We start from the raw sequence: 14,368 nt of genomic DNA on the forward strand, positions 1-14,368 counted from the left end.
ACCGCTAATTCCGAGGTTCTTCCAGTAGCCGGTTTCGCCGCTGGCTGCTTGCAGACAAGCAACGCGTGGCTCGCGGGAGCGAACACGTCCGTCACTTTTCGCACTTTCTCTAACTTGAGCGTCAGACCACATGAAAAAAACGCTACTGGCAGTATGTCTCGCCGCACCCCTTCCGGCCGTGGTGCATGCACAGAGTGCCGTCACGCTATACGGCATTATCGATGAAGGTTTGAGTTACACCAGCAATGCGGCGACGGTCAACGCCAACGGCAGCGTCTCCGGCCATAGCGCGGTTCGCCTGTTGAGCGGCGTGATGCAGCAAAGCCGTTGGGGCATGCGCGGCGCGGAGGATCTCGGCGGCGGCATGAAGGCGATCTTCATGCTGGAGAACGGCTTTGACGCAAGCACCGGCAAGCTCGGCCAGGGCGGTTTGTTATTTGGAAAGAAGGCGTGGGTCGGTTTGTCGGGACCTTTCGGCACGGTGACGCTCGGCCGTCAGTACGACACGAACGTCGACATCCTCGGCCCGTTTGAGGTTGGCGATCAATGGGGCGGCTATATGGCGGCGCATCCTGGCGATCTCGACAACATCAACAACACCAACTCGACGAACAACGCGATCAAGTTCACCAGCAACACGTATGGTGGTTTGACGGTGGAAGGCATGTATAGCCTGGGCGGCGTCGCGGGCAATTTTTCTCGCAACCGGATCTGGTCGGTGTCGGCTGGGTATGTGAATGGGCCGTTGGCACTTGGCGTGGGTTATCTCGATGTCGCCAATCCGAATACGTCGTTCTTTGGCAGTACCGGTAGTCCTGCTGCCAGTGTGAATGGCGTGCCGGGCAGCAACATGGTGTCGCCTGTGTATTCCGGGTATGCGTCAGCGAAATCATTACATGTGATTGGTGCCGGGGCGTCGTATCTTTTCGGGGCGGCGACGTTTGGTGCGACTTATTCGAATACGAGTTTTCGTGATCTTGGCGATCTTTCTTCGGGGCCGAATCCGGGCGGGCTGAGCGGCAACGCTACGTTGAATAATGCGGAGCTGAACTTCAAGTATCAGATCACACCTGATTTGCTGTGTGGCGTGGCGTATGACTATACGAAGGGGAGTTCGGTTAAGGGCATGACAGGGGCGACCTATCAGCAGGTCGCTTCTGGGATCGACTACTTCGTGTCGAAGCGTACCGATGTGTATCTGATTGGGGTTTATCAGAAAGCTTCTGGAACGGATTCGACGGGGAAGCAGGCCGTAGCCGCGATTAATGGGCCTTCCGCGTCGGCCGATGATAAGCAGGCTGTTGTGAGGGTTGGGATGCGGCATAAGTTTTGATTTTTTTGCCTGCGCGGCGCTTGTCTGTGTTTTTGTGGTTTTGGCCTTTTCTTCATCTGGTTTCTTGGCCTTTTCTTGATCTGATTTTTTGGCCTTTCCTTGAATTGTTATTGGTTTATTAGCGTCGCCCCTGTGCGGGGCAGGCACCTACTTTTCTTTGCCTGCTGCAAAGAAAAGTAGGCAAAAGAAAGCAGCTCAAACCGCTAGCTCATAAGCGGGTCCCCTGGCTCGGAGAGGGCAGTGGTGCATCTGGAATCCGTGCCCTCGCACCTTCAGCCTTAGTGACAAGGCAGTCATACTTCCGGCGGCGCTGCGCGCGCCGACGAGTACTTCATAAAACCACCCGCTATGATTTGGCGCTCGAGTTTCACTCAACGCCTTAGCTCGCCGTTGCGGCGCCACTCCTACAGTGCCTGCCCCGCACAGGGGCGACGCTAATAGACCAATAACAATTCAAGGAAAGGCCAAAAAACCAGATCAAGAAAAGGCCAAAACCACAAAAACACAAACAAGCGCCGCGCAGGCAAAAAAAAACTACTTCACATCAAACACATAATCGCCATGCGTGCGATGCCCATCAGAGGCCACGGCCACCCAGTGCACGGTGTAGTGCCCCGCCACGAGCGCCGGCAGCGGCACAGTCATCTCCGCCGTCTGATGCCCATCCACCACGGATTTCTCCGAATTAACCTGCTTGCCGCTCGCGTCGGTAACCGTCAGCGAACTGAACGACGGCTCGAGCGGCCCGTCGAACATCACGCGGACCTGTGCGGGCGACGCCACCGTCGCGCCCGCCCCCGGCTCCTGTTTCTGCGGAAATACATGGGCGAAAACGGCGCTCGCGAACACGAGCCCGGCAATCAGCAACGGCACCTTCGCTGCTGTGCGCAGCCCGTCATGTCGATCGTTTTTCATCGTTTGCTCCTGCATTACAGTATTGCTGCGTTACTGGAAGAGAGGTTTGCCGATCGTGGTCGGCGCGACGTCGTCGAAGAAGATGTGGGCCTGAACCAGAATGCCCACGTGCGAGCCGCTCGCGTGGTTGATCGGAATTTGCGCTTCAACCCCGAACTGGCCATAGCGGTTGATCCAGATGAAGCCCGGATTGACCGTGCCGGTTGTCTGTCCCTGGCTTCTCGATAGCGGCACTTCCACCAGCGGAATGACGTTCGCCAAAGGCTGCGGTAGACCGATGTCGTGCACGTGCTGCTGCAGATACGGCAGGCTGTATTGCACCGTGAAACCGTAGTTGAACGCGTTCGGCTGCCCCGCCCCTGTTGTCAGCGCCGGGCCCGCTTCACCCGTGATCGCAATCGGCCGCAAAAAGCCAAGCGATGCGGGAAGATCGCCCATGCCCTTGCCGGCGTAGATCGTCGGCGAGATCGTCGAAAAGTTGTCCGCGATCGCGCGGCTTCCCGTACCACCGAGTTCGGCGTTTACTCCGACGGAGGCCATGAACTCGTGTTCATCGTTGACGTACAGCAGGTACTTCAAACCAACGCCGAAGTTGTCGAAGCCGTGCGCCTTTGGGTTGTTTTGCATCGCATAGGTGCCGTCCACCGACACCGCCAGCCGCGGCGTGATCAGCTTGTCGTACTCGAAGTCGAAGGTATTGATGCTTTGATCGCCGGTATCGCCCGGCACACGCTGGTGACCGTATTCGAAGTTGGCTTCGTCGCCGACACCGGGATCGTCGACGGCCATCGTCGACGGAAAGACGCGATTACCCGCAATCGCGTGAGCACTGGCGAGTGAAGGAGCGAAGAAAAATGCGCTGGCGGCAGTCGCGACGAGCGACGCCACGCGCAGCGGTATCGCGCTGCGCGTTGCTTGGGTTTGCATGGTTTCATCCTGTTCATAGATCGTGATCTATGCCGGTGCGCGCGTCTAAAGACGAACGTGCGGCGGCACCGCGATGCGGTCATGGCATCGCGCCGGTATGACTCGAATCAGGAGGCGAACGGAGGGGCGCGAGGCTGCGCGAAGGTGAGTGGCTCGACGCGGCGAACGCTCGCGAAGCGGGTGGCGACGGTATGCCGAAGGGCGCGGACGGTGACGGAGAACAGCGCCTCGACGCTCGGCACCACCGGCATGTGGGCGAGCAGACTGCAATAGCCGCAGGCGTCGCCGTCGGACGTAGCGGAGTGTTGGGTGTGTTTGCTGCCGGTGTCGTCCGATGCCTGATCCTGCATGGAGGGCATGGAAGACGTCGACGACATCGAGGATGTAGCATCGCTCTCCGACATGGACGCCATCGACGGCATCGAGCAATGCCCGGCTTCCATTCCGGTTTCACCGCCGTTGCGTGCGGCAAGCGAGTGCGAGATCGCCGGCGCGAGCGTGGCCATCAGGATCGCAAACAATCCCAGCCAACTACCGATCTTCCGATGGAAACGACTCAAGATGCGCCCGGCGACACGTTTAGATGCTGTCGTGGATTATGCCACGGCCTCTCGTGTGTCCTGATCGGCAACGCGTTGCTTATGCCGGACATTTCACCTGCGTTTCGCACCCGCATCGGTTGCGGTGCTGCAGCGCTACGGCATCGCCATGGCGGAATTTCATTCGTCGCCCGATGGTCCGGCGGCTACCCGCGGTCAATAGAGCAAACTGCCAACGGCAAATCCGCTGCCGACGGTAGACAATGCTTCATCCCGGCTATCCGTACGGAGTATCCATGAAAGCGCATCGCACGCGTCCTCCGCACTTTCCCGGCGATGATTCGCATGCGGAGTGGCGCGATCACACCTTGCCTTACGCCATCGTGGCCGCGCTGTTCGTGCTGATGATCACGCTGATCGTCTGGCTGGTCGATCCGGCGCCGCCGAAGACCATCACCATCAGCGCAGGCCCTCACGACAGTTCGTTCCTTGTCGCCGCAGATCAGTACAAGAAGATCCTCGCCCGCAACGGCATCACGCTGAAGGTGCTGGAATCCGATGGCTCCGTGCAGAATCTGCAGCGTCTGCTGGACCCGAAACAGCATGTCGATCTCGCGCTCGTGCAAGGCGGCGTGGCCGACGGTCTCGATACATCGTCCCTGATGTCGCTCGGCAGCGTTTTCTATATCCCGGTGGTGGTGTTCTACCGCGGCACGGGCGTCAGCGCGCTTTCAGAACTGGAAGGCAAACGGATTGCAATCGGCCGAGAAGGCAGCGGCACGCGCCTGCTGGCGCTCAAACTGCTGGAAGCAAACGGCATTGAACCGGGCGGCAACACGGTGCTGGTCCCGAGCGATGGCATGCAGGCCGCCACGCAACTCGTGGCAGGCGACGTCGACGCGGCGATCCTGAACGGCGACTCCGCCACGCGCGGCTTGATGCTGCGGCTCCTGAAAGTGCCCGGCATCTCCGTGATGAATTTCGACGAAGCCAGCGCCTATACGCGCCTCTTTCCCTATCTCAACGAGATCGACCTGCCGCCCGGCGTGCTTGACCTCAGGCGCAGAATTCCGCCCGACACCATCCATCTGATCAGCCCGACGGTCGAACTTGTGGCACGGACCAATCTGCACCCGGCCATTTCCGACTTATTGATCGAGGCCGCGCAGGAGGTGCACGGCACGGCGGGGCTGTTGCAGCACGCGGGGGAATTCCCGAGTCCGGTCGCCCATGAATATCAGATCAGCGAAGACGCACAGCGCTACTACAAGACCGGCAAGAGTTTTCTATACCGCGCGCTGCCATTCTGGCTCGCGAGCATCGGCGATCGCACGCTCGTTCTGCTGCTGCCGATGGCGGTGCTGCTGTTTCCGGCGATGCGGCTGATTCCGGCACTGTACCGATGGCGCGTGCGCTCGCGCATCTATCGCTATTACGGTGCTTTGATTGCGATTGAACGCGGCGCATTCGCCGACTCGACCGACGAGGAGCGCAAGCGGCTGTTCGCGAAGCTCGATCAAATCGAGGCGTCGCTTAACCGCTTGCGCATGCCGCTTGCATACGCCGACGCGTTCTATGTGCTGCGCGAGCACGTCGGCTTCGTACGCGGCCGGCTGGCCGCGGCGCAAGGCAGCCGCCCCTAGACGGGGCGGCGGGCTTCTTTATGCTTCGGCGGTGGCCGACGGTGCTGCCGGCGGCATGGTCGATTCGGCGGCCGGAGTTTCCGTCGAGGTGGTCTGCGGCTGGCTGAGCGCGTCAGCTTGCGGGGCGGCCGCTGCTTGCCCGGCTGCGTCGCCCGGAGCAACTTCAGCGCCCGCGGCATGGGCTGACGCATCAGCCGACGCAGCGGCTGCTTTCGCCGCGCCTCTGCCTGCGCGATGCGCCTGCAGACGCTGCGCGCCGGCCGCTTCCTGCGCCGTGACCTTGCCTGTTTCGCCGCCCGTGACATCCACGCGCGCGGCGCCTTCGACCAGGCATTTCCAGTAGCGGCTACCGCGGCACCACGTCTTGATCGCGTCGCGCAATTCGGCTTCGCTCAGCGACAGCTCCTTCGCGTGAACCACGAGGTCCTCAAAGATGCCGACCTTGAGCGGCAGCTTGGGCGCCGGATTCTTCGGAAACGCGTTCGGGAAGCGCTTTTGCAGCTTACCGATCGATTTCACTACCGGGTCCACAGGCCTTGCATCAGCCGCGGGCCTTGCGTCGGCGGCAGGCTTCGCATCTGCCCTGGAAGCGGCACGGCGCGGCGGCGACGGCTTGCGGGCAGGCTTCGCGCCGGGCTGGGCGACGGGCTTGGCCGCAGGTGCAGCTTCGGCACGTGCCGCAGCCAGTTGCTTCTTCAATTCAGCGAGTTGTTCGAAACCCATAGCGCAAAATCAATCGAGAAAGACAAGATTGTAGCAGCGTGTTGAAACGTACTCGTGACAGGGGTGATGCGGTGCATGTTCAGGTTGGTTAGCGTTCCGCTGTGGCTCAGAAGAAATCAAGGAAAGACCAACACCAAAAGCACACAGAAAAACGCGCCAAGCCGACAAACAACCAAGCGCCGCGCAGGCAAAAAATCACCTCTTAACATCAACAGACACCCCACCCGCCGCCAGGCCAAAAACCGAAACACACAACCCACCCCGCCCCTCATTATTCCGCAAGGTAACCCCCAACTGATGCCGCGCGGCGATCCGCGACACAATCGCCAGTCCAAGCCCGCTACCGTCGCCCTGCGCCTCTTCCCCCCGATAAAACCGATCGAAAACCCGCTCGATTTCAGCTTCCGGTATCCCGGACCCACTATCCACGACATCAAACCCCACCCGCTCACCGGACCGTTTCAGAATCACATCCACGCGCCCACCCCGCGGCGTGTGCCGAATCGCGTTGTTGATCAGGTTCCCGAGCAACACACTCATCCCATGCGGCTCAGCCAGCACCGTGTAAGGGTCGTAGCCCGCGCTCGCGTTTTCGCACTCGAGCCCGAGATCGATCTCCCTCGTCTCTGCGAGCAGCGAAAGATCCCCCACCGCCTGTTCACCGATCCGGCGCAAACTCACCGGCACCATCGACGTCACGGGATGCGCATCCTCACGCGCCAGCGTCAGCAACTGCTGCACCAGGTGAATGATCCGGTTGACCCGCTCCTCCACACGCTCCAGCGCTTGTCCCTCGCCCTTTAACGACCCATCGCGGGAAGCCGCCTGCAGTTGCAGCTTCAGCGCGGCAAGCGGCGAACGCAACTCATGCGCGGCATCGGCGATAAAGGTGCGCTGCGCCTGCGAAGCAACGTTCAATCGTTGCAACAGGTCGTTGAGCGCTTCGACCAGCGGCTTGATTTCGACCGGCACGCTGCCATCCAGGCGCAATGGCTCCAGCGAATCGATCGAACGGGTCGTCAGCGCGCGCGTCAGGCCGCCGATCGGCGCCAGCCCCCTTGCCACCACCAGCAGCACCAGCACGATCGTCACCGGCACCAGCACGCCGAGCGGCCACAGCGTATGCAGCGCCAGTTGTAGCGCAAGGTCTTCGCGCACGGAGATCGGCTGCGCAACCTGGATATAGCGGTCCGGCTGCTCCAAACCGAACGCGCGCCAGTGATTCTCGCCGCGCTCGATCGTGCTGAAACCCGCCGGCAAACGCGAGAATACCGGTGCCTGCCTCGAGTGATAGATGAGATTGCCGGACCGGTCCCAGATTTCGATCACGATCCGGTCGTCGGCCAGATCGCCCAGATCAGGATTGCGATGCTCGCCGTCGCTCGAACCGGCCAGATTCGATGGCAACGACAGCGCTACCGTGCGCAGTTCGTAGTCAAACAGCTCACCCGCCTCTTCGCGCGCGGTGTGAAAGATGCCGTAGCCGGCCACGCCCGACGCCGCGGCCAGCCCGAAAATCAGCCAGCCCAGCAGCCAGCGGCGAATCGACGTCATCAGCACCTCTTCAGACGGTAGCCCACGCCGCGCACCGTCACCACCTCATCCGCGCCGATCTTGCGCCGCAAGCTATGCACGTGCACTTCGATGGTGTTGCTACCCACCTCCTCGCCCCAGCCGTAGAGCTTCTCTTCCAGCTCTGGCTTGGTGAACACGCGCGTGGGCTCTTCGATCAACGCCTGCAGCAAGGCGAACTCGCGCGGCACGAGCGGCAGCACATCGCCGCCTTTGGTGACTTCATGCGCCGCGGGATCGAGTGTGAGCTCGCCGTGCGCATAGATGGGTTGCTTCTGGCCGGTGCGCCGCCGCAACAGCGCGCGCACCCGCGCGGCCAGCTCGTCGAGGTCGAATGGTTTGATCAGGTAATCGTCGGCGCCCGCATCGAGGCCGCGAATCCGTTCGTCGACCGCGTCGCGCGCGGTCAGGATGATCACCGGCGCGGCGCCCCCGCTCTTGCGGTAGGCATTGAGCACGTCGATACCGTCCTTCTTCGGCAAGCCGAGATCGAGCAGCACGAGGTCGTACACGCCGTTGCCCAGCGACAGTTCCGCCGCACGGCCGTCTTCGGCCCAGTCGATCGCGTAGCCCGAGCGGCGCATCGCGCCCAACACCGTCTCCGCAATCATGTCGTCGTCTTCGACCAGTAGCAGACGCATGGCCTCTCCTCCCTCCAGTTTGCCCGCATTGTCCAGCCAGTTAGCTTAAGGCTTCCTTATGTGGTCCTGATGGGACCCTTAGGCGACGCTGAAGGGAGGCTTATGGGACGCTTAAATTTCGGTTAAGCGTTTCTTAAGCTCCCCATCAGCAGAATCGGCACCTGTTCTGCGACATCCGTTCGCGGTTGTCTCAACTTCGTTCAGGAGCCGGATTTTGCCCGTTTTCAACGCCGCCGCAGCGGTCATTTCAGCGGCTACCTCAGCAGCGAACCGGCCTGCCGGACTGGCCGCCTCATTCGCCGTCAGATCGCCAGTCACCCCGGAAGCGAGGCGACCGCCGGGGCTGGTCGCCGCGCTCACCGCTAAATCACCGGCCGCCTTCGCCGCACGGTTGCGCATACTCGTGCCCGTCTGCGCAATGCTGCTAGGCGGCTGCACGTGGTATCACCGCGAGCCGCTTGCGCCGCAGGATACATCCACCTCCGCCCGCTCGCTCGAACGCATCCAGATCGATCCGTCGACCATGCCGCTGCCCGAACTGGCCGCACATCGCTTCGATCCGTCCGATGGGCTCGACATCGACGAAGTCGCGATGCTGGCCGTCGCGAACAATCCCGATCTGAAGCTGACCCGTGACGATCTCGGCATTGCCCACGCGCAAGCTTATTCCGCAGGGTTGCTGCCCGACCCGCAACTGAGCGTATCAAGCGACTACCCAGGCGCGGCCGGCGCCACGCGCGCGTTCAATTATGGCCTGAGCATCGACGTGATGGCGATCGTGCTGCGCAGTGCGAATAAGCAATCCGCTGACGCGACCGTAGCCAAAACCGATCTTGGCCTGCTGTGGCAGGAATGGCAGATCGTCGTAGAGGCGCGGCAGTTGTTCATCAAGACGCGCTTTCAGCAGGACACGCTGCCGCTGCTGCAACAGCAGCGCGACCTCGCGCGCACGCGCTACGAGCGCATGGCCGACGCGCACCGCGAAGGCAATCTGACCGACGACACGCTGACGGCCGCGCTGACCGCATACAGCGATGCACGCAAGCAATACACGGACGCCGAACGGGCAGCGGAACAGACCCATCACGATCTGAACGCGCTACTCGGCCTCTCCCCCGAAGTACAACTGCAACTCACCGGCAACGAAGACACAACCGGACTGCCCGACACCACGCTCGATGCCGCGCTCGGCAAACTCGCGCAGCGCCGTCCAGATCTGATCGCACTGCAAGCGGGTTATGAAGCGCAGGAACAGAAATACCGCGCGGCGATCCTCAGCCAGTTCCCGAGCCTGTCAGTAGGTTTCGTGCGTGCGCGAGACACCTCGAACATCTACACCAGCGGCTTCCAGATCAATCTGAGCCTGCCGATCTTCAACCGCAATCAAGGCAACGTCGCGATCGAAAAAGCGACGCGTCAGCGCCTGCGTGACGAATATCAGTCACGCCTCAATCAGGCTTATGCCGATGTCGCCCATATGCGTGCGGACAGCGTAATTCTCACGCGACAGTTGCAGCAGACCCAAGCCGCGCTGCCCGATGTCGATCTCGCCGCCCAACACGCGGCTGCGGCCTACGCGCAACACAATCTCGTACTCGGCGCCTACACCGACGCACAAAGCGCCGCGCTTACCAAACGCGTCGACGTCGCCGCACTACGCGAATCGCTCGCCGAACAGCGCGTCGGCCTGCAAGCACTGCTGGGCAGCGCGATTCCAGACGCCTTTTCCTCCGCTCAGACCTTCACCGAAACTCATGCGAAATAGCCCACTCCCGACGCGGTGGCCGCACATCGCCTCCTATGCGATTTCCCTTGTCTGCGTCGCGCTAATAAGCGCTGGCATCCATGCGGCCGATGCAGCCGGCGCAACCAGTACGCTCGCCGGCGTCGATGCGGCAGACCCATCCGTCGTATCCGTGCAGACCGTACGGGTGCAGCGCGCCGTCATCGCGCAACCGGTACGTGCGTATGGCATCGTCGCGGCGTCCGCGTCGAACCTGACCACGGTTAATCTGCCGTACGTCGCGCGTATCGTGCAGATGCGCGTGCAAGCCGGCCAGAGCGTGACGCGTGGCACGCCGCTTTTCGTCGTGCAAGCCGACCCCGCCGCAGTGCTCGCCGCCACTCAGGCAAAAAGCGCCGTGACGCTGGCGCAAGGCGAGCTCGCGCGCACGCAATCGCTGTACGACAAAGGGCTTGCCACGCAATCGCAGCTCGCCACGGCACGCAAGGCCGCCGAGGACGCGCAGCAGGCGCTCGCCGCGCAGAACCAGACGGGTGTCGCGAGCGGCAATAAGGTCATCGCGGCGCCGATCGACGGCGTGGTTTTGCAAGTATCGGCGGCACAGGGCGATCAGGTGCAGCCCGGCGCCGCAATCCTGCAACTGGCTGGCGGTAACGGCAAGGACGCGCGCGCGAACGTCATGCTCGGCGTCGAACCGTCGGATGTCCCCGCTATCCATGCGGGCGACACGGTCACCCTTCACGGCCTGTCCACTTCGCTCGCGAAGGCTGCGGCGGAGGGCCGTGTGGTGCTGGTCGGCGCGTCGGTCGATCAACAGAGCCAGCTCGTCAACGTCGGCGCGAACGTCCCGCTCGGACAGAGCGCGTTCATTCCGGGCACGCGTGTCAGCGCCGATATCGCAACGCGCAGCGGCACGCATTGGGTCGTGCCGCGTGCTGCCGTGCTGAAAGACGACAAAGGCGCATACGTGTTCCAGATCACGCCGCAAAACAAGGCGCGCCGCGTGGCAGTGGTCACGCAGGTAGAAAACGGCGACCGCTATGGCGTGGACGGCCCGATCGACGGCACACAAGGCCTCGTCGTCAGCGGCAACTATGAGTTGAAGGACGGCATGGCGGTGCGGGCTGGCGGAGGCGTGCCGCGATGAATTTCGGTCAATGGATGCAGAAGCACCGGCGCTCGTTGCTGTTCGTGATCGCGTTGCTGGCGATCGCGGGCGCATTGACCGCGTTTCGCCTGCCGATCTCCCTGTTCCCGAACGTCGCGTTTCCGCGCGCCGTTGTCTCGCTCGACGCGGGCGACCGTCCTGCCGAACAAATGGCGACGCTCGTCACAATGCCCGTCGAAGAAGCATTGCGGCGCGTGCCGAACGTACGCGACGTCGAATCGACCACGAGCCGCGGATCGGCGGAGATCTCGATCAATTTCGACTGGGGCACCGACATGGCGCAAGCCACGTTGCAAGCCCAATCGGCAATCAGCGAGATCCTCGCGACGCTTCCGCAAGGCACCTCGATGCAGGTGCGGCGCATGGACCCGACCGTGTTCCCGGTGCTCGCGTATAGCCTGACGTCGAAACAGCAGTCGCTGTCGGCGCTGCGCGATCTTGCACAGTTCCAGATGCGCCCGTTGCTGTCGTCAGTGGAAGGTGTGGCGCGCGTCGAAGTGACAGGTGGTGCGCAGGATGAATTCGAAGTCACGATCGATCCGGCTCGCCTCGCCGCCTACAAGCTCTCGCTTTCCGATGTGTCGAAAGCGATCGGCGCGAGCAACGTGCTGATGGCTACCGGCCGTATCGAGGATCACGACAAGTTGTACCTCGTGATCGCCAACAGCACGATCACGCGACTCGACGAACTGCGCAACGTGGTGGTGTCGGCCAACGGCGCGACGCAAATCCGCCTCGGGGACATTGCGACAGTCCGTCAGGGCGTCGTGCCGCAATGGATGCGCGTCACTGCCGACGGCCAGGACGCCGTGCTGCTCAACGTCTACCAGCAACCAGGCGCGAACAGCGTGGCCATGGCCAAGGCAATCCGTGCGAAGCTCGCCGACTTCCAGCATCAGATGCCGACGGGCGTGCATCTCTCGAACTGGTACGACCAGAGTGAACTGGTGATCGCCTCGGCGACCAGCGTGCGCGATGCAATCATGATCGGTGTGGTGCTGGCCGCGTTCACCCTGTTTGCCTTCCTGCGCAACTGGAAAATCACTGCGATTGCGGTCGCGCTGGTGCCGGTCGTAATGGCCGCGACGATTCTGCTGCTCGACGTGTTCGGCATGGGCTTCAACATCATGACGCTCGGCGGGATGGCCGCCGCGGTCGGCCTCGTGATCGACGACGCCATCGTAATGATCGAACACATCGTGCGACGCATGCGCGAAGGCGGCGCGCACCAGTTTCATGGCCGCGTGATGGCGGCGGCACTCGAATTCACGCGGCCGCTTGCCGGTTCGTCGGCCGCGACGCTGATCATTTTCGTGCCGCTCGCGTTTCTGTCCGGCGTGACGGGCGCGTTCTTCAAGGCGCTTTCGGTGACGATGGCAAGCGCCCTGTTCATTTCGTTTCTCGTCACCTGGCTCGCGGTGCCGATTCTGTGCGACCGTTGGCTAAAACCAAAGGACGCCGAAGAGCATCAGGAAACTCGCTTCGCTTCATGGATGACCCGGCGCTACGGTTTTCTGATCGAACGCGTGACGGCACGGCCGATTCTCGTGCTGCTCGGCCTGGTGCCGCTGATCGTGGTGGCCGCGTTCGCGTTCACGCGGGTGGGCAGCGGTTTCATGCCGAGCATGGACGAAGGCGGTTTCGTGCTCGACTATCACACCGATCCGGGCACATCCGTGACCGAAACCGACCGGCTGATGAAGCAGATCGAAGGCATCATCCGCGCGAATCCGAACGTTGCGACTTACTCGCGCCGCACCGGCGCCGGTCTCGGCGGCGATCTGAACGAGCCTAACAAGGGCGACTTCTTCGTGAGGCTGAAATCGAGTGGCCGCGAGCCGATCGAAACGGTGATGGAGGAGATTCGCTCGAAGATCGAGACACAGGTGCCGGGCGTGAATATCGAACTCGCGCAATTGATGGAAGACCTGATCGGCGATCTGACCGCGGTGCCGCAGCCGGTCCAGATCAAGATCTACTCTGACGACCAGAACACACTCGACACCACCGCACGCAAGGTCGCTGCGCAGATCGGCAAGATTCCGGGCGTGGTGGACGTGAACGACGGCATCAACCCTGCCGGTGACGCGCTCGAATTGCACATCCGGCCGGAGGCCGCGGCGGCTGAGGGCATGGACCCGCAGTCGATTGCCCAAGCGGTTTCCGACATGGTGGAAGGCAATGTAGCAACGCAATTCCAGACCGGGCCGAAGACGGTGGGCGTGCGGGTGCGCGTGGCTGGCGCACTGAAGCTAACCGATACGCAGCTGGGGCAATTGCAGATTCGCGCACCGGACGGCCATCTGTTCGCGCTGAATCGCGTCGCCGATCAGGTGACGGTGACCGGCCAGCCGGAAATCAGCCGCGACAACCTCAAACGGATGGTGGCCGTGACCGCACGAATCGACGGCCGCGATCTCGGCTCGACAATCGCGGACGTACAGAAGGTGCTGAGCGACAGGAGCCTGTTGCCGACCGGCGTGTATTACGAGTTGGGCGGTTTGTACCAGCAACAGCAGATTGCCTTCAAGGGTTTGTTGAGCGTGTTCGGCGCCGCGATAGCGTTGGTGTTTGGGTTGCTGCTGTTTCTGTACGAGCGCTTTCGTGTGGCGCTTGCGGTGATGGCGATGCCATTGCTGGCGACCGGAGCGGTGTTTATTGGATTGTGGATTACCGGCATTGAGTTGAACATCTCCGCGATGATGGGGATGACGATGATTATCGGTATCGTGACCGAGGTGGCAATTTTTTATGTATCGGAGTTGCAGGGGCTGATTCGGGATGAAGGTGTTGGGTTTGAGGCCGCGCTGATCGCGGCCGGGCGGAATCGGTTGCGGCCGATTGCCATGACGACTATTGCGGCTATTCTGGCGTTGTTACCGCTGGCTTTTGCCCTTGGGCAAGGGTCGGCTATGCAGCAGCCTTTGGCGGTTGCCATTATTTCCGGGTTGATTGTGCAGTTGCCGTTGGTGTTGGTGTTGTTGCCTGTGGTGTTGAAGTTGTTGATGAGGGAGGTTATATAAAGTGAGGTTTTTTGCCTGCGCGGCGCTTGGTTGTTTGTCGGCTGCTGTGGGCTTTTCTTGATTTGTTTGCCTGCTTGGCGTGCTTTTCTGTGTGCTTTTGGTGTTGGCCTTTCCTTGATTACTTAGTGGTCTATTAGCGT

General features: G+C 61.8%; 11 protein-coding genes. 5 read left to right on the top strand and 6 right to left on the bottom strand.

The genetic code is table 11. The features are described from left to right. Positions 1-130 precede the first annotated feature (130 nt). Complete coding sequence (locus tag PQR40_RS15850) at positions 131-1,333, top strand: porin (RefSeq protein ID WP_408509357.1); 1,203 nt, start codon at positions 131-133, stop codon at positions 1,331-1,333. 534 nt (positions 1,334-1,867) lie between these two features. Here the strand turns inward: PQR40_RS15850 and PQR40_RS15855 are convergent. The 3 genes from PQR40_RS15855 to PQR40_RS15865 all read right to left on the bottom strand — a co-directional run bounded on the left by PQR40_RS15855 (position 1,868) and on the right by PQR40_RS15865 (position 3,735). Continuing rightward, positions 1,868-2,248, bottom strand: a complete 381-nt coding sequence (locus PQR40_RS15855) for a copper resistance CopC family protein (protein WP_408241442.1) — start codon at positions 2,246-2,248, stop codon at positions 1,868-1,870. A gap of 30 nt (positions 2,249-2,278) precedes the next feature. Beyond that, positions 2,279-3,175 carry a hypothetical protein gene (locus PQR40_RS15860; protein ID WP_408241439.1) on the bottom strand — a complete coding sequence of 299 codons (897 nt, stop codon included), beginning with the start codon at positions 3,173-3,175 and terminating at the stop codon, positions 2,279-2,281. A gap of 107 nt (positions 3,176-3,282) precedes the next feature. Beyond that, positions 3,283-3,735, bottom strand: coding sequence for a DUF2946 domain-containing protein (locus tag PQR40_RS15865; protein WP_408509358.1), 453 nt, complete (start codon positions 3,733-3,735; stop codon positions 3,283-3,285). A gap of 275 nt (positions 3,736-4,010) precedes the next feature. On the opposite strand from PQR40_RS15865, the gene PQR40_RS15870 reads away from it, so the two are divergent. Then, the gene (locus PQR40_RS15870; protein ID WP_408241433.1) at positions 4,011-5,357 is read left to right on the top strand and encodes a TAXI family TRAP transporter solute-binding subunit; all 1,347 of its coding nucleotides are present in this window, start codon (positions 4,011-4,013) and stop codon (positions 5,355-5,357) included. An 18-nt stretch (positions 5,358-5,375) separates the two neighbouring features. Here PQR40_RS15870 and PQR40_RS15875 read toward each other — a convergent pair whose 3' ends face one another. The 3 genes from PQR40_RS15875 to PQR40_RS15885 all read right to left on the bottom strand — a co-directional run bounded on the left by PQR40_RS15875 (position 5,376) and on the right by PQR40_RS15885 (position 8,293). Then, positions 5,376-6,080, bottom strand: a complete 705-nt coding sequence (locus tag PQR40_RS15875; protein WP_408241430.1) for a ProQ/FinO family protein — start codon at positions 6,078-6,080, stop codon at positions 5,376-5,378. A 195-nt stretch (positions 6,081-6,275) separates the two neighbouring features. Further along, on the bottom strand, positions 6,276-7,634 hold the full coding sequence (locus tag PQR40_RS15880) for an ATP-binding protein (protein WP_408484744.1): 1,359 nt from the start codon (positions 7,632-7,634) through the stop codon (positions 6,276-6,278). Continuing rightward, a complete protein-coding gene (locus PQR40_RS15885; RefSeq protein ID WP_408241424.1) occupies positions 7,634-8,293 on the bottom strand; it encodes a response regulator in 660 nt (219 codons plus the stop codon). The genes PQR40_RS15880 and PQR40_RS15885 overlap by 1 nt, the downstream gene beginning before the upstream one ends. A 418-nt stretch (positions 8,294-8,711) precedes the next feature. On the opposite strand from PQR40_RS15885, the gene PQR40_RS15890 reads away from it, so the two are divergent. From PQR40_RS15890 to PQR40_RS15900, 3 genes are read left to right on the top strand one after another with little or no spacing between them, the layout of a single operon-like run. Next, entirely contained in the window at positions 8,712-10,058 is a 1,347-nt protein-coding gene (locus PQR40_RS15890; protein WP_408341123.1) for a TolC family protein, read from the top strand. Beyond that, a complete protein-coding gene (locus tag PQR40_RS15895; RefSeq protein ID WP_408509359.1) occupies positions 10,048-11,184 on the top strand; it encodes an efflux RND transporter periplasmic adaptor subunit in 1,137 nt (378 codons plus the stop codon). Before PQR40_RS15890 ends, PQR40_RS15895 begins: the two co-directional genes overlap by 11 nt. Beyond that, positions 11,181-14,228: an efflux RND transporter permease subunit gene (locus tag PQR40_RS15900; protein ID WP_408509360.1), complete on the top strand. Its 3,048-nt coding sequence runs from the start codon at positions 11,181-11,183 to the stop codon at positions 14,226-14,228. Before PQR40_RS15895 ends, PQR40_RS15900 begins: the two co-directional genes overlap by 4 nt. Positions 14,229-14,368 lie beyond the last annotated feature (140 nt).

The organism is Paraburkholderia sediminicola (genome assembly GCF_046026855.1).
Taxonomy (GTDB): Bacteria; Pseudomonadota; Gammaproteobacteria; order Burkholderiales; family Burkholderiaceae; genus Paraburkholderia; species Paraburkholderia sediminicola_A.

What these genes read in the sequence shown, in the direction of transcription:
- PQR40_RS15850 (WP_408509357.1), top strand. Translation starts at nt 131, where the DNA reads ATGAAAAAAACGCTACTGGCAGTATGTCTCGCCGCACCCCTTCCGGCC.
- PQR40_RS15855 (WP_408241442.1), bottom strand. Translation starts at nt 2,248, where the DNA reads ATGAAAAACGATCGACATGACGGGCTGCGCACAGCAGCGAAGGTGCCG.
- PQR40_RS15860 (WP_408241439.1), bottom strand. Translation starts at nt 3,175, where the DNA reads ATGCAAACCCAAGCAACGCGCAGCGCGATACCGCTGCGCGTGGCGTCG.
- PQR40_RS15870 (WP_408241433.1), top strand. Translation starts at nt 4,011, where the DNA reads ATGAAAGCGCATCGCACGCGTCCTCCGCACTTTCCCGGCGATGATTCG.
- PQR40_RS15875 (WP_408241430.1), bottom strand. Translation starts at nt 6,080, where the DNA reads ATGGGTTTCGAACAACTCGCTGAATTGAAGAAGCAACTGGCTGCGGCA.
- PQR40_RS15880 (WP_408484744.1), bottom strand. Translation starts at nt 7,634, where the DNA reads ATGACGTCGATTCGCCGCTGGCTGCTGGGCTGGCTGATTTTCGGGCTG.
- PQR40_RS15885 (WP_408241424.1), bottom strand. Translation starts at nt 8,293, where the DNA reads ATGCGTCTGCTACTGGTCGAAGACGACGACATGATTGCGGAGACGGTG.
- PQR40_RS15890 (WP_408341123.1), top strand. Translation starts at nt 8,712, where the DNA reads ATGCTGCTAGGCGGCTGCACGTGGTATCACCGCGAGCCGCTTGCGCCG.
- PQR40_RS15895 (WP_408509359.1), top strand. Translation starts at nt 10,048, where the DNA reads ATGCGAAATAGCCCACTCCCGACGCGGTGGCCGCACATCGCCTCCTAT.
- PQR40_RS15900 (WP_408509360.1), top strand. Translation starts at nt 11,181, where the DNA reads ATGAATTTCGGTCAATGGATGCAGAAGCACCGGCGCTCGTTGCTGTTC.